Here is a 14,345-nt window from a genome sequence, read left to right on the forward strand (position 1 = left end):
GTTTTGGAAAGGGGTTTGCCATGTGATTATCAAACGTTCAGCGGCACATGTTCTTGTGCTGCTTGCCGCTGTCATTACAGGAGGATTTATCATGGTGGAGGCGGTCAGGGCGGATGCCGGCTTCGGAACAATCACCGTGCTGCTGCTTGCCGCCATGATCGGGATTGCCGGTCTTGCTTTGCTATCCGCCTTTACCGCAAACGGTCAGATGTTTATGGGGCTCATTTATGTCTTGATCGCGTGTACATTTTTAAATCAGGCCTTCTTTGCGATCCATCTCGGGTTTTTCAGCTTATTTATATACCGTCTGTTATTAATCGGGGCGGGTGCTCTTCACATCGCCGGCATCCTGACAAACCGTCATCATATTGACAGATGGAATCGGGTGAATGTAAAAGGCATCCTGATGTTCTTCGCCTTATGGTTTACATACGGTCTCATATCGTTATTGTGGGCAAAATCCGTGACGTACGGGATCAAATATTTAGCTTTAATGGCGATGGGCATGTTTCTGATTTATCTCATCGTCATGTTTATTCAGCGCTTTGATCAGCTGATGGTTTTTTACGGCATATGGCTTGTGATGACCATTTTTGTGATGGCGATCGGCTTTTACAACCATTTTACTCACCACCAACTGCCGAGTTCTACGCTTTATAACGGGCCGCAGTACAAACAGCATTATCCGACGTCCGTTTTCTTTAATCAAAATGATTTTGCGACGTTTTTGTGCATCAGTTTCTTTCTGTACGCGGCGGCGGTGAAAAATGTGAAAAACGGCTATGTAAAAGCCGTCAGCCTGCTCTTTGCGATCAGCGCTTTGTATTTAATCATGTTGACCGGTTCGCGCGCGAGCCTGCTGGGCATATGCGCGGGGGCGGCTGTATACGTCTTTATCCTGCTGCCTTCTCTGCTGAAAAAACTCGCGCTGTACGCAGCGGGAGCGGGTGCTGCGCTGTTTGCGGTTTTATTTGCGGGCCGTATCACAAATGCCGTCTTGAATCTGTTTTCAGCTCCGCAGGCGATGCCGGGACAGCACCCGCTTCCATCGAACCTCGCGCGGGCGAATCTTTTAAAGAACGCCTTTTACTACGTGATTGATTCCTGGGGGTTCGGAGTGGGTGCCGGAAACGTCTCGTACTATTTAAAAGCCGAGCCCGTTTATGATACGGGCGGCGTAGTTGAGGTGCATAACTGGCTCGTCGAGATTATGGCGAACTTCGGCGTGCTTGCGATGCTCGGCTATTTGACAGTCTATTTGTACCTTTTTTGGACACTTTATAAATGCCATGAAAGAAAATCGGTAAATCAGTCAAGACTGATCACAGAAGGACTCATCACGGCAATGGCCGGTTTTTTGGTAAGCAGCATCAGCCCAAGCTCCGTATCAAATTTATTTTTCCACTGGGTATTTCTCTCACTCGTAATTGCGGCGGTCAATATTCTGAGGCGTTTACAAAAGGAGCCTGCCGTTACGGCGTACTATGAAAAACAGGGAGATGCGAGATGAAGGATATGTTGACAAGAATAATCCGGCGTATCAAAAAGAATATCATTTGGATCATTGCGCTGCCCGTAGTGCTGGGGGCGGCGGGTTATCTATTGCCGTCAAAAATCACCGGAAGCAGCAGTTTCACATCGGAAGCCGCGATTGCCGCCGGAAACTATGATCATCCGCTTTATAACAACACAAAAGAAATTCCGCTCCTTTTGACGAGCGATGCTTTTTTAAAACAGGCTCTGCCTGACAAAACAGACGAAGAAAGGACGGCCGTGAAAAGTAAACTGACTGTCGAAACACAATCAGATTCATTGATCACGGTCAGCTACAGCGATCAAAACAAGCAGGAGACCGAATCGGTGTTTCAGGCCGTCATGAAGACATTTCTGAAGAATGATCAGGAGCTGTTTGAGAAACGGGCAAAAGTGGTCCGGCAGAGCATTGATGCACTTGAAGGAGAAACCGTCAGCGCGGATGCCAAAGTGGATAAGGAACGATTTTTATACGAATTGAAAAATACACAGCTGAACCTGAAATCAGCCGCCGTCATCAATTCAGAGCCGGTGAGTGAAACGGCGGGACAAGGCATGCCGCCGAAAAAGAAAGCGGTTCTGGGTGTTTTGATCGGCATTGCAGTTGCATTTATGTTCATTGTCATTCCTGAGTTTTTTAGAGAGTCCTTTTAAAAATCTGCGATGGAGATGTGACCATGACAAACTGGAAACCTTTCGTATCTGTCATTACACCGTCTTATAATGCAAGTGAATATATCGAAGACACGATTCAATCCGTTTTACATCAAAGCCATCCGCATTGGGAAATGATCATTGCGGATGATTGTTCAACGGACGGAACGAGAGATATTTTACGGCAATATGAACAAAAGGATGAGCGGATCCGCGTCGTTTATTTAGACGAGAACAAGGGAGCCGCGGCTGCCAGAAATACAGCCCTCGAGCATGCCGAGGGGCGTTATGTCGCATTTTTGGACAGCGATGACAGATGGAAGAAGGAAAAGCTTCAGAAACAGCTGACGTTTATGTCAGAGCGGTCCTGCGCCTTTTCATTCACGGGCTACAGCGTCATGGAGCAGGACGGAACGCCGACGGATAAAACGATTCAAGCGCCTGAAAGCCTGTCATATGATGAAGCTTTAAAAAACACGATTATCGGATGTTTAACGGTCATGATTGACAGAGAGCAGACGGGGCAGATTCAAATGCCTGATATCAGAACGCGGCAGGATTTGGCGACTTGGCTTTCCCTGCTGAAAAGGGGATTTACAGCTTACGGCTTGAATGAGTGTCTTTCAGAATACAGACTTGTGCAGAATTCGATTTCAAGCAACAAGTGGAAAGCCGCCAAAAAAACATGGTTTGTCTATAGAGAAATTGAGCGCCTGCACTTTATCAAGGCTTCATGGTGTTTTATGCAATATGCGAAAAACGCGGTCATGAAAAGGCTGTAGGCGTAAGAGGGGCTGGGTGATGAAGGTGGAACCGATTGTTCACGTAATCGTCGGAGCGGCGGAATGGGGTCATGACCGGCTGAGATACAGACGGCACCGGCTGGCTGAATTTCTCGCACGGCAAAAAGAAACGAAAAGCGTCATTTGGGTATGTCCGTCTCCGCGGGCAAATGACGGACAGATGACCGGAATTTCCGAGGGAATCCGGCAGTTCGCGGTAAAGGATCTCTTCAGGCAAAAAGCATTCCGATTCGGCAGGTATACAGATATGTGTTACAGGCATAAGCTTTCACCGTTGCTGGCCGTGCTGAAGGAAGAAGGAGAAGGGGCCCGCTGCTGCTTATGGTACACCTTCCCCGGTTTTCCGCTTTTATCAGATCTTTACCCTTGGGATGAAGTCATTTACGATTGCAGCGATCTGTGGGCCGCTCCGATCAGCGGCCGTGCCGGTGTGCTGTCAAATGTAAGAAGAAACATCATTAAACAGGCGGAAATGAGAATCATTCAGCGGGCGGATTCCATTACCTGCACATCTGACTTTCTGCACCAGGAGGTCGGAAAAAAGCTGGAGAATCCGCGCCAGAAAGTGTTCACCATTGAAAACGGAGTGGAATATGACCTGTTTTCACGGGAAAATCAACAGCCGGATGCAGACATTTTACGGGGAAGAAACGGAAACGTTCTCGGTTTTATCGGCGGAATCAAACCGAAGCTTGATTTCGCGCTTTTGGCGGAAACGGCAGATTTACGGCCGGACTGGACGATTTTATTGGTAGGCCCGAACACGGCTCAGGATGACCCGGATTTCAAGTCGCTTCTGGAGCGCCCGAATGTTATCTGGACGGGACCCGCCGCGCCGAATGAAGTGCCGTCCTATATGCAGCTCGTCGACATCGGCATTATGCCTTATAAAAATTCTCCTTATAATGACGCGGTATTTCCGCTCAAGCTTTTTGAATTTTTAGCTGCCGGGAAACCGGTTGTCGGGTGCAACCTTACTTCTACGGCAAAAATCAAAAGGCCTTTCGTTTATGAATACGTTGAAGGCAGCGACCCCGCAGATTTCATCGCAGCCTGCGACGCTCTGCTGGCATCGGAACGGAGCGGATCATATGAGGCGTTGCGCCGTGAATTGGCCCGGAGACGGGATTGGAACGTTTTATTCGGCCGAATGCTCGAATGCACGGGTATATTGAAGAATGCGCAATCCCATTAAAAGGGAAAGCGCATTTTTTGATTTGCGTGTTTCTTTTTGATGATGCTTGTTATAATAACTAGTAAGAATTATAATGGAAGGAACGGTTCAATATCAGAAAAGACTTCATATAATTCCAAAGGAGACTTCTTTATGCTTGACGAACGCATGTTTCGCATAGTTGTTGCGTTTTTTGTCTCTCTGCTAACGGTTTTAATCCTAACTCCTATCGTGAAAAAAATTGCGATCAAAATAGGTGCAGTTGACCAGCCCAGCAACCGAAAAGTACATGATAAAATAATGCCCCGTATGGGCGGATTGGCTATCTTTATCGGCGTAGCGGCAGGGGTGCTCGCGGCCGGCATATATAATGAAACGAAGATGACCGCTATCACGGTGGGCGCGTTTATTATTGTTATTTTAGGAATCCTTGATGATAAATACCAATTAAGCGCAAAGGTAAAGTTTTTCGTCCAGTTAGCCGTGGCCATTATGATTGTGAGCACGGGACTGAAAATGGACTTTTTCTCCGTGCCGTTTTTAACGGAACGTTTAGAATTGGGATGGATCGCTTACCCGCTGACTGTGTTATGGATCGTCGGTATCACGAACGCGATGAACCTGATAGACGGTTTGGACGGACTCGCTGCGGGCCTGTCAGTCATCGGACTGTCCACCATTGCAGTAATGGCGTTGTCCGGAGGCAAAATCCTGATTCTGTCACTTTCTCTCGTAGTGATAGGAAGCACACTCGGATTTTTATTTTATAATTTTCACCCGGCAAAAATATTTATGGGAGATACCGGATCGCTCTTTCTCGGATACGTCATCTCAGTACTCTCATTATTGGGTCTTTATAAAAGCGTTACTTTATTCAGTATCATCATTCCGATCATTATTTTGGGCGTGCCGATTTTTGATACGACATTCGCTGTCATCAGGCGGATTTTAAACAAACAGCCGATCTCAGCGCCTGATAAGTCACATATACACCACCGGCTGATGGCCTTCGGGCTTTCACACCGTACGGCTGTCATCATCATTTATTTAATCGGCTTTATTTTCAGCATCAGTGCAATCCTGCTGAAAAGCGCGACCATATGGCTTTCGCTGTTTATTATTTTTGTATTGATTGTATTTATGCAAATCATAGCAGAGGTCACAGGGTTAGTAAATGAACAATTTAAACCATTTACCAAGTTTTACAAGAGATTGGTAAAGAAAAATTAAAAAGAGCAGATCATGCGAATGGTCTGCTTTTTTATGGATTCTTCTATTCTCTTATTATATAGAAAAACCCGATCCTTCTCAAAGGATCGGGTTTGCTGTTAATAGCCTGTTGTGCCGTTTGAATTTGTGCTCTCGGACTGTGTGCTGTCCGTTCCGTTTGCACCTGGAGTACCGCTGGTTGAATCAGTTGTGCCGCCGGTTCCCGTGCTGCCGGAAGTCGAATCAGTCGTCCCGTCGTCTGTTCCTGTGCCGCCGGAAGTTGAACCAGTCGTACTGTCCGTTCCGGTGCTGTCAGAAGCAGAATCGGCAGCGGTGCCGTTTCCGGACGGGTAATCTAAATGTTTCTGCAAGGTTTGCCGTACTTTTTCGAGATTGGCCGGATCCGGTTGGAAATAATACGTTCCGCCCGTAGATGCGGTTCCGCCGCCGCCTAAATATAAATCTGATCCTGTAATGGACAGTGTATCAATTTTTTTGCTGGTAAAGCCGCTGTAAATCTGCTGAAGAGCGAGCCCTTCAGTGATTCGGATATTCGTTTGTACGTTATTGCTCGCTGTTTCAGCGATTTTATCGATTTTAGCAATATTTCCAGCCTTCGACATTTGGTCGATCAGTGCATTGAGGATTTGCTTTTGACGGTCATTCCGGCCGAAGTCTCCGCGCTTATCCTGCTTTCTCATCCGCGCGTAAGCCAGAGCCTGCTCACCGTTCAAATGCATGTTTCCTTTCTTGAAGTAAATCCGTTTCTTTTTACTGACGTCACTCATCTCGTCGAAGTCAAACGGCACTTTTACATTGACTCCGCCAACTTCATCAATAACATCCTTAAATCCGTTAAAATCCACAGTGACATACTTATCAATCGGAATGTCTAACAAGTCCTCTACGGTCGCCACGGTTTCATCCGCTCCGCCCTTAGCAAAAGCCGCATTGATTTTTGATTTTTTACCGGTTGTGTCGCCGGCAAGCGTCACCCGCGTATCACGCGGAATACTCAGCATTTTCATTGTTTTATTTCTCGGATCAAGGGTAACGACAATAAGAGAATCTGATCGTCCGCCTTTTCCGCTAGTGGCATAATTTTCGATCCCCATAAACAAAATGGAGAACGGTTTTTTCTTCATATCTATGACTTCATCCCGAAGTTTTGATTTATCTCCGCGGGAAAGGGCATCATATGCATTATCTGCCGCATTGATCGTTTTGTATACTTTATACCCGCCGACCCCGGCAGCGACTAACAAAACGAGGGTAAGCAGCAGCAAAATTCGCTTGAAAATAATCTTTCGTTTGCTTTTCTTTTTCTTTCGAACACGCACTCTTACACGTTCAGCCATTACATTAGTCTCCTTTAGGGCTGACGTCTGTTTCTAAATACGTCAGTTCTCCCTCTGTATTCTTACTCTTGCCGTTCGTCAGTTCTGTCATCCATTTTATAAACTCGTCTTTGTCTTTTTCTTCAACGTACGTTTCAAATTCGACGTGATCTGCATAATGGATATCCTTCAGTAAAAAAACTGACTCCCTCAATTCATTCTCTATCTTGCCGAGCCACGTATAATCCGCCGATGTATGCATAATCCGCATCAGCTTCCGCTCCGTAACCCCTATATGATTTAACCCCTCAGACACTGACTTCCCGTATGCACGAATCAATCCGCCTGCTCCGAGCTTTATTCCGCCGAAATACCGGGTAACCACCGCGCAGGTATCTTTCAGGCCGCGTTTTTTCAGCACTTCCAGCATGGGTACGCCTGCTGTGCCGCTTGGTTCTCCGTCATCATTCGCCTTTTGTATATGATCCGTTTCTCCGATCAGATAAGCTGAGCAGTTATGAGTCGCATTCCAGTGCTGTTTTTTTATCTTTTGTATAAATTCCTGCGCTTCCTCTTCAGAAGCAGCACGGCTCAGGTGGCAGATGAAACGTGATTTTTCAATCACAATCTCGTGTTCACCCGTTTCTTTAACAGTTAAATAGCTGTGCAGCATGATTGCTGGACCCTCCTGACAAGCATTAAAAGACTTGTTTCTACAAATTCGAACAGACTTTAGAATTTTTGCGCATATTTTGGTATCATGAAAGAGTAAGATACTATATAAAAATGTTTTTTTCTAGAATATACGCATTCTTTCATTATAATTCGACATAAATTGCAGTTCAATTACATTTATAATAAAAATACATAACAACACCGTTACGGAGGGAGACAGATGAATAAATCGAAGATGGACTCCAAAGTTTTGGATTCTATACTCATGAAAATGCTGAAAACCGTGGACGGGAGCAAAGACGAGGTTTTTCAAATCGGAGAGCAGTCGCGCCAGCAATATGAGCAGCTGGTCGAAGAACTTAAACAGATCAAACAGCAGGTCTACGAAGTGATTGAGCTGGGCGACAAACTTGAAGTTCATACTCGGCACGCAAGAAACCGTTTGTCTGAAGTAAGCAGGAATTTCCATAAGTTCAGCGAAGAAGAAATTCGCAACGCCTATGAAAAGGCGCACAAACTTCAAGTGGAACTGACGATGATTCAGCAGCGTGAAAAACAGCTGCGGGAGCGCAGGGATGATTTGGAACGCCGGCTTTTAGGGCTTCAGGAAATCATTGAACGGTCAGAATCATTGGTCAGCCAAATAACCGTCGTTCTGAATTACCTGAATCAAGACCTTCGCCAAGTAGGGCTTCTGCTTGCCGATGCGCAGGCTAAACAAGATTTCGGTTTAAGAATTATCGAAGCCCAAGAGGAAGAAAGAAAAAGAGTTTCCAGAGAAATTCATGACGGTCCCGCGCAAATGCTGGCAAATGTCATGATGAGATCGGAATTGATAGAACGGATCTTCCGCGACCGCGGTACGGAGGACGGCTTTCAGGAAATCAGAAATCTTCGGCAGAATGTGCGGAATGCCCTTTACGAAGTCAGAAGGATTATATATGATTTAAGACCGATGGCATTGGACGATTTAGGGCTGATTCCGACGCTGAGAAAATATCTTTATACAACTGAAGAATACAACGGAAAGGTGAAAATACATTTTCAGTGTATCGGAGACACGGAGAACAAAAGGCTTGCCCCGCAATTTGAAGTGGCGCTTTTCCGTCTCGCTCAGGAAGCCGTCACAAATGCTCTCAAACATTCAGAATCAGAGGAAATTACGGTAAAAGTGGAAGTAACCGCTGATTTTGTCGTTCTTATCATTAAGGACAACGGAAAAGGCTTTGATATTAAGGAAGCTAAACAAAAGAAAAACAAGTCATTCGGCTTGCTGGGAATGAAAGAAAGAGTAGATCTGCTTGAAGGAACGATAACGATAGACTCTAAAATAGGTCTTGGGACATTTATCATGATTAAGGTTCCGTTATCTCTCGGCCTATAATTTGTTAAATAGAGCCAAAAGACATATTGACCGAACAGCGGCGTATATAGAACAATAGGATAAGGAGGCGTAGCGTGTGACTAAAGTAAATATTGTTATTATCGACGACCATCAACTATTCCGTGAGGGTGTAAAAAGAATATTGGATTTTGAACCTACCTTTGAAGTGGTAGCAGAAGGTGACGATGGAGATGAAGCGGCTCGTATCGTCGAGCATTATCATCCCGATGTCGTCATAATGGACATCAATATGCCGAATGTAAATGGAGTAGAGGCTACTAAACAGCTTGTTGAGCTGTACCCTGAATCTAAGGTGATTATCCTCTCCATCCATGATGATGAAAACTATGTGACCCATGCTTTAAAAACAGGCGCAAGAGGCTATCTCCTGAAAGAGATGGACGCGGATACTTTAATTGAGGCAGTGAAAGTAGTAGCCGAAGGCGGTTCGTACCTTCACCCGAAAGTAACCCACAATCTTGTCAACGAATTCCGACGTCTTGCGACAAGCGGAGTTTCCGCTCATCCTCAGCATGAGGTTTATCCGGAAATTCGGAGACCATTACATATATTAACGAGACGGGAATGTGAAGTGCTGCAAATGCTTGCAGACGGAAAAAGCAACCGCGGAATCGGTGAATCATTGTTTATCAGTGAGAAAACAGTGAAAAACCACGTGAGTAATATTTTGCAGAAAATGAACGTTAACGACCGGACACAAGCTGTTGTCGTAGCCATTAAAAACGGCTGGGTAGAGATGCGTTAGTCATGTATGAGAAGACTTGCCATAATAGGCAAGTCTTTTTTTACAGCTTCATATCTATTAAAATACTTATTAAGTACTTAATAAGGCAGGTAAAGTGATGAATATTGCAGTTGTAACAGACAGTACAGCATATATTCCGAAAGAGATGAGAGATGAACATCATATTCATATGATTCCTCTTCAAGTGGTTTTCGGTGAAAAAACATTCCGCGAAGAAACAGAGCTCGACTGGAGAAGCTTTTATAAAGAAGTAAAAAATCATGATGAGCTGCCGACTACGTCACAGCCTTCTTTCGGTGAATTGATCGCATTGTACGAAGAACTGGGCAAAACATATGATGCGGTCATAAGCATACACTTGTCCAGCGGAATCAGCGGAACTTATAACAGCGCCGCTTCGGCAAACGCTATGGTTGATAATATCGAAGTTTATCCGTTTGATTCAGAGATCAGCTGTTTGGCACAAGGTTTTTATGCATTAAAAGCTGCACAGCTTATTAAAGACGGTGTTGACTCTCCGAAAGAGATTTTAAAAGAGCTGGAAGAAATGAAGAAAACAGTCCGTGCATACTTTATGGTTGATGATTTATCACATCTGCAGAGGGGCGGGCGCCTAAGCAGTGCTCAGGCTTTTATCGGCGGTCTGTTAAAGGTAAAGCCTATTCTTCATTTTGACAATAAGCTAATTGTTCCTTTTGAGAAGATTCGGACACGCAAAAAAGCGATTTCTAGAATTTTCGAGCTGTTTGGCGAGGATGCAAGTAAAGGAATCCCGATGCGGGCAGCTGTCATTCATGCAAACAGGGAGGAAGAAGCCGCGGATATTATTCAAGAATTAAGCGGTAAATACCCTCATGTCGAATTCTATAACAGCTATTTCGGTGCCGTGATCGGAACGCATTTGGGCGAAGGCGCCATCGGAATCGGCTGGTGCTTTAAAAACTAAGTGGAAATCTCCGTTTTCAAGGGCGGAGATTTTTTTGTTTTTTAATTTTCGGGATTCGACAAAAAAATTCCCGGCAGGCATACTTTGAGCAGAAAGGAGGCAGAGAAATGTCCGAAGATGCTTCAGAATTTTCAGAGGTGAGGGATTTCTTTTACGGCAGGCATTTGTTGAGATCTGAGATACCGTTTTCAGATCAGCGTATCAATTCTTTTATAGAAAAAGAACATATAACGGCCGAGCCGTCTGTTATCCGCAGGAAAAACCGTTACGCCTGCCGCCGATGCGGCCAGTCTGACCAAGCCTGCTTTGCCGCATTCTGGGCGCCTTCTGCCAAAAGACATATTACCTATTGCCGTGCCTGTGTCGTAATGGGAAGGGCTGATGAACTGACGTCATTATATTCTTGGAATCAAACCTCAGAAAGCAGCTGGGAGCCTGTAAAGCTTGCTTGGGAAGGAACACTGACAGACGGACAGAAGCAGGCGGCCGGCGCGCTTATAAAAGCGATAAAAGAGAAACAAGAACTGTTAGTGTGGGCGGTTTGCGGATCAGGGAAAACAGAGATGCTGTTTCCGGGTATAGAGTTTGCACTGAATCACGGATTGCGGGTCTGTGTCGCGACTCCGCGTACAGATGTCGTGCTTGAACTTCTGCCGAGACTGAAAAAAGCATTTGAGAATGTTGAAGTTTCAGCTCTGTACGGCAGCAGTGAAGACAAAGGCAGTTTAACTCCGCTAATGATCTCAACCGCTCACCAGCTGATGCGATATCGGGACATTTTTGATGTCATGATAATAGATGAAGTGGATGCATTTCCTTTTTCAGCCGATGAGACATTAAGATTCGCGGTTGATAAAGCCAGAAAGAACAACAGCGCCCTTGTTTATGTAACGGCAACTCCTTCAGACGCATTAAAAAAGAAGGCTGAAGCCGGTTTGCTGAAAAGCGTCCGCATACCGGCCAGATATCATCGAAAACCTCTCCCGGAGCCGCGTTTTTTATGGTGCGGCAATTGGAAGAAGAAGCTTGAGAAAGGAAAACTGCCGCACTCAGTAACGGATTGGGTCCGGCAAAAACTTCAATCACGGCTGCCGGTTTTCTTATTCGTTCCGTCTGTACACGTATTGAAAAAGACAACGGATTATTTTCAGAAATTAAATATCCGCGCAGAAGGCGTACATGCGGAAGACACATTCAGAAAGGATAAAGTGAAACGGTTCAGAGACGGCCGGCTTGATCTGCTGGTAACAACTACGATTTTAGAAAGAGGAGTTACCGTATCCAAAGTTCAGACATGTGTCCTCGGCGCGGAAGCACCTATCTTTACTGAGAGCGCGCTCGTGCAGATCGCAGGCAGAACGGGAAGGCACTATAAACATTTCAGCGGTGATGTCGTCATGTTTCATTTCGGAATGACAAACGGAATGAAAAAAGCAAAAAAACATATAGAACATATGAACAAATTGGCACAAAAAAGTAAATTGTTGGACTAGTTAATTTCAGAAAACGTGATACAGTATACTCATACTTTCCTATGAGGAGCTGTCAACATGCTTGTCAATTCTAAAGAAATCATATTAAGGGAACTTCTCGACCGCCATATGCCTCAGCTTCATATGAAATGCACATGCCGCGTATGCAAAAATGATGTACTGGCTCTTTCATTAAACCGGGCTGAACCGGCATATGTTACTGATAAAAAGAAAGTTGCTTATGCAAAAGCAGAGATGGTTGATAAACAGAAAAATACGGCGCTGCTTGTCATTCTGGCTGAATCAGCCGCGATTGTTTCAGTTAAACCAAGCGAGTTCTGTGAAAATCGGGAAGGAGCGTAATATCTCTGAATTGTTTATTGTGTGATTCACCAATTTCAAGTTCACTGACCTGGAGATCTCTATTTTCCCTTGCACCGGAACAAGAGGTATGCAGCGCATGCAGCAATCAATTCGAAAAAATTGAAGGTCCCGTATGCTGTTTGTGCGGAAGGTCTCAGGAGTCAAATGAAAAATGCGCTGATTGCATATCGCGGGAATCAAAAACGGAAAAGCGCTTTTTACTGCGGCAGAACCGTTCGGTATATTTGTATAATGATGCGATGAAGGATGCATTGACCCGGTTTAAATTTCGGGGTGATGCGAAAATCATTCAAGCATTTGAACGTGATTTTGCTGCCGGCTATAAAGCGGCGTACCCGTCAAATACACATACCCTCGTCCCTATTCCGCTGAGCGGCGAACGGCTGGCGGAACGCGGATTCAATCAATCCGAGCTGCTGGCCTCTCTGCTCGGAATGCCCGTCATTTACCCCCTCATCCGACTGAACAATGAAAAACAATCCAAAAAAAGCAAAACAGAAAGGCTCTCCGCAGAAAAAAAGTTTTCAGCTGCTGAAAACTCCGCCGAAGGTATGAACGTCATTTTAATAGACGATATTTATACGACGGGCGCCACACTGCATCAAGCTGCCGAAGCTCTGCTGACAGCAGGCAAAGCGTTATCGGTCTCCTCTTTTACTTTAATCAGGAGCTAAATCATTCATTTTTTCTGCCGATATAATTGATAGAAATATAAGGCAGATAAATGAAGGAATAGGAGTTAAAACGATGGGTGAATTGGCAAATTGTCCAAAATGCAATGCTTTATTTTTTAAAACGAACCTGCAGACCGTATGCCAGGCATGTATTAAAGAAGAAGAAAAAGCATTTGAAACCGTCTATAAATTTTTAAGAAAGCAGATCAACAGACAGTCGACGATGCAGCAGATTACTGAGGAAACAGGTGTGGAAGAAGAGCTGATCCTCAAGTTTATCAAACAAAAAAGGATTCAAATCAGCCATCTTCCGAATTTGGCATACCCTTGCGAAAGGTGCGGAAATCCGATCAGGACAGGGAAATTCTGCAAGTCCTGTCAGACTGATATCGAGTCGCAATTAGATCATATGAACCAAAAAACAGCTGCTGAATTCAAAGAGAAAAATGGTACTAAAGACACATACTATGCCTATAATACCAAAAACACCTGATTCCCTAAACTAACTGATAACGCAGTCGATAAAAGAATTAGACTGCGAACAGAAAGCGAGAGGAATCCAATGAAAATCAATCAGTACGGAACACAATCCGTTAATCCATACCAAAAAAATTACGAAAAGCAAGCCGTACAAAAAGAGGCTGCAAAGCCGAAAGACAAAGTGGAAATTTCTTCTCATGCAAAAGAGCTTCAAAATGCGTCAGATGCGGTCACTAAAACACGTCAGGAAAAAATCGCTCAGCTAAAAGCGGATATAGAGAGCGGAACATATAAAATAGATTCAAACAGCATCGCTGAAAAAATAATGAATTTCTATAAAAAGCAATAAAAAGGAGAAAGCCAATGTCAGCAAAGCCAATTATCGATCAACTGAAGCGACTTTGCGCACTGCATGAACATCTGCTCACGCTGTCTGAGGAGAAAACGGAAGCGCTGAAAGCAGGTAAAACAAAAGAGCTTTCCAACATATTGACCAAAGAGCAAAAGTATATTCAGGCAATCGGGCAGACTGAGGAAGAGCGAATCAAGTTAACTTCCCAGTTTCTCAGCCGCGGTGAAGATAACACAATTGCTGCATGTATCTCAAGAGCTTCAGGCAGTGAAAAACAGGAGCTTGAAGGATTATTTCACTCTTTATCTGCGCTTCTTAACCGTCTGAAAGAAGTGAATGAGATGAATAAGCAGCTCACGATTCAGGCTTTGCAATTCATCTCAGGGGCATTCGATATGATCATGCCGGATGAAAAAGAGAATATGAATTATAAAGAGCCGCAAGCGGCGCGCCAGCCTGTCAGCCGTTTGACATTATTCGATTCAAAAGCTTAGAACGGAGG

Annotated in this window: 16 protein-coding genes; 14 read left to right on the plus strand and 2 right to left on the minus strand. The window is 44.7% G+C overall.

What is annotated here, in order from left to right; all coding sequences use genetic code 11:
* Positions 1–22: 22 nt before the first annotated feature.
* From tuaE to AUL54_RS13245, 5 genes are all read left to right on the plus strand, one after another.
* Positions 23–1,510: a teichuronic acid biosynthesis protein TuaE gene (tuaE, locus tag AUL54_RS13225; protein ID WP_060964138.1), complete on the plus strand. Its 1,488-nt coding sequence runs from the start codon at positions 23–25 to the stop codon at positions 1,508–1,510.
* Positions 1,507–2,187: a teichuronic acid biosynthesis protein TuaF gene (gene tuaF / locus AUL54_RS13230; RefSeq protein WP_060964139.1), complete on the plus strand. Its 681-nt coding sequence runs from the start codon at positions 1,507–1,509 to the stop codon at positions 2,185–2,187. Before tuaE ends, tuaF begins: the two co-directional genes overlap by 4 nt.
* Before the next feature lie 23 nt (positions 2,188–2,210).
* Entirely contained in the window at positions 2,211–2,969 is a 759-nt protein-coding gene (gene tuaG / locus AUL54_RS13235; protein WP_060964140.1) for a teichuronic acid biosynthesis protein TuaG, read from the plus strand.
* A 19-nt stretch (positions 2,970–2,988) separates the two neighbouring features.
* On the plus strand, positions 2,989–4,185 hold the full coding sequence (gene tuaH, locus AUL54_RS13240; protein WP_060964141.1) for a teichuronic acid biosynthesis protein TuaH: 1,197 nt from the start codon (positions 2,989–2,991) through the stop codon (positions 4,183–4,185).
* A 132-nt stretch (positions 4,186–4,317) separates the two neighbouring features.
* A complete protein-coding gene (locus tag AUL54_RS13245; protein WP_060964142.1) occupies positions 4,318–5,394 on the plus strand; it encodes a glycosyltransferase family 4 protein in 1,077 nt (358 codons plus the stop codon).
* A gap of 98 nt (positions 5,395–5,492) precedes the next feature.
* Here the strand turns inward: AUL54_RS13245 and AUL54_RS13250 are convergent, their stop codons facing one another.
* Together AUL54_RS13250 and AUL54_RS13255 are read right to left on the minus strand one after the other, a co-directional pair.
* Positions 5,493–6,731: an LCP family protein gene (locus AUL54_RS13250; RefSeq protein WP_060964143.1), complete on the minus strand. Its 1,239-nt coding sequence runs from the start codon at positions 6,729–6,731 to the stop codon at positions 5,493–5,495.
* A gap of 4 nt (positions 6,732–6,735) precedes the next feature.
* A complete protein-coding gene (locus AUL54_RS13255; protein WP_007614107.1) occupies positions 6,736–7,383 on the minus strand; it encodes a YigZ family protein in 648 nt (215 codons plus the stop codon).
* A 222-nt stretch (positions 7,384–7,605) separates the two neighbouring features.
* Between AUL54_RS13255 and degS the strand changes: the two genes are divergently transcribed.
* From degS to AUL54_RS13300, 9 genes are all read left to right on the plus strand, one after another.
* Positions 7,606–8,769, plus strand: coding sequence for a two-component sensor histidine kinase DegS (gene degS, locus AUL54_RS13260; protein WP_047475788.1), 1,164 nt, complete (start codon positions 7,606–7,608; stop codon positions 8,767–8,769).
* A gap of 76 nt (positions 8,770–8,845) precedes the next feature.
* On the plus strand, positions 8,846–9,535 hold the full coding sequence (gene degU / locus AUL54_RS13265; RefSeq protein WP_003219701.1) for a two-component system response regulator DegU: 690 nt from the start codon (positions 8,846–8,848) through the stop codon (positions 9,533–9,535).
* A 97-nt stretch (positions 9,536–9,632) separates the two neighbouring features.
* Positions 9,633–10,481 (plus strand): DegV family protein, encoded by an 849-nt coding sequence (locus AUL54_RS13270; RefSeq protein WP_060964144.1) that lies wholly within the window; start codon positions 9,633–9,635, stop codon positions 10,479–10,481.
* A 107-nt stretch (positions 10,482–10,588) separates the two neighbouring features.
* A complete protein-coding gene (locus tag AUL54_RS13275) occupies positions 10,589–11,974 on the plus strand; it encodes an ATP-dependent helicase ComFA (protein ID WP_060964145.1) in 1,386 nt (461 codons plus the stop codon).
* Positions 11,975–12,031: 57 nt separating this feature from the next.
* A complete protein-coding gene (locus tag AUL54_RS13280; protein ID WP_016937770.1) occupies positions 12,032–12,316 on the plus strand; it encodes a late competence protein ComFB in 285 nt (94 codons plus the stop codon).
* 5 nt (positions 12,317–12,321) lie between these two features.
* A complete protein-coding gene (locus AUL54_RS21970) occupies positions 12,322–13,011 on the plus strand; it encodes a phosphoribosyltransferase family protein (protein ID WP_201025265.1) in 690 nt (229 codons plus the stop codon).
* A gap of 73 nt (positions 13,012–13,084) precedes the next feature.
* Positions 13,085–13,504, plus strand: coding sequence for a TIGR03826 family flagellar region protein (locus tag AUL54_RS13290; RefSeq protein WP_047475784.1), 420 nt, complete (start codon positions 13,085–13,087; stop codon positions 13,502–13,504).
* A gap of 69 nt (positions 13,505–13,573) precedes the next feature.
* Positions 13,574–13,840 carry a flagellar biosynthesis anti-sigma factor FlgM gene (flgM, locus tag AUL54_RS13295; protein WP_016937773.1) on the plus strand — a complete coding sequence of 89 codons (267 nt, stop codon included), beginning with the start codon at positions 13,574–13,576 and terminating at the stop codon, positions 13,838–13,840.
* A gap of 14 nt (positions 13,841–13,854) precedes the next feature.
* Entirely contained in the window at positions 13,855–14,337 is a 483-nt protein-coding gene (locus AUL54_RS13300; RefSeq protein ID WP_060964147.1) for a flagellar protein FlgN, read from the plus strand.
* Positions 14,338–14,345 lie beyond the last annotated feature (8 nt).

This window comes from Bacillus sp. SDLI1, assembly GCF_001553895.1.
Lineage (GTDB): Bacteria > Bacillota > Bacilli > Bacillales > Bacillaceae > Bacillus > Bacillus siamensis.

What these genes read in the sequence shown, in the direction of transcription:
- tuaF (WP_060964139.1), top strand. Translation starts at nt 1,507, where the DNA reads ATGAAGGATATGTTGACAAGAATAATCCGGCGTATCAAAAAGAATATC.
- tuaG (WP_060964140.1), top strand. Translation starts at nt 2,211, where the DNA reads ATGACAAACTGGAAACCTTTCGTATCTGTCATTACACCGTCTTATAAT.
- tuaH (WP_060964141.1), top strand. Translation starts at nt 2,989, where the DNA reads ATGAAGGTGGAACCGATTGTTCACGTAATCGTCGGAGCGGCGGAATGG.
- AUL54_RS13245 (WP_060964142.1), top strand. Translation starts at nt 4,318, where the DNA reads ATGCTTGACGAACGCATGTTTCGCATAGTTGTTGCGTTTTTTGTCTCT.
- AUL54_RS13250 (WP_060964143.1), bottom strand. Translation starts at nt 6,731, where the DNA reads ATGGCTGAACGTGTAAGAGTGCGTGTTCGAAAGAAAAAGAAAAGCAAA.
- AUL54_RS13255 (WP_007614107.1), bottom strand. Translation starts at nt 7,383, where the DNA reads ATGCTGCACAGCTATTTAACTGTTAAAGAAACGGGTGAACACGAGATT.
- degS (WP_047475788.1), top strand. Translation starts at nt 7,606, where the DNA reads ATGAATAAATCGAAGATGGACTCCAAAGTTTTGGATTCTATACTCATG.
- AUL54_RS13270 (WP_060964144.1), top strand. Translation starts at nt 9,633, where the DNA reads ATGAATATTGCAGTTGTAACAGACAGTACAGCATATATTCCGAAAGAG.
- AUL54_RS13275 (WP_060964145.1), top strand. Translation starts at nt 10,589, where the DNA reads ATGTCCGAAGATGCTTCAGAATTTTCAGAGGTGAGGGATTTCTTTTAC.
- AUL54_RS13280 (WP_016937770.1), top strand. Translation starts at nt 12,032, where the DNA reads ATGCTTGTCAATTCTAAAGAAATCATATTAAGGGAACTTCTCGACCGC.
- AUL54_RS13290 (WP_047475784.1), top strand. Translation starts at nt 13,085, where the DNA reads ATGGGTGAATTGGCAAATTGTCCAAAATGCAATGCTTTATTTTTTAAA.
- flgM (WP_016937773.1), top strand. Translation starts at nt 13,574, where the DNA reads ATGAAAATCAATCAGTACGGAACACAATCCGTTAATCCATACCAAAAA.
- AUL54_RS13300 (WP_060964147.1), top strand. Translation starts at nt 13,855, where the DNA reads ATGTCAGCAAAGCCAATTATCGATCAACTGAAGCGACTTTGCGCACTG.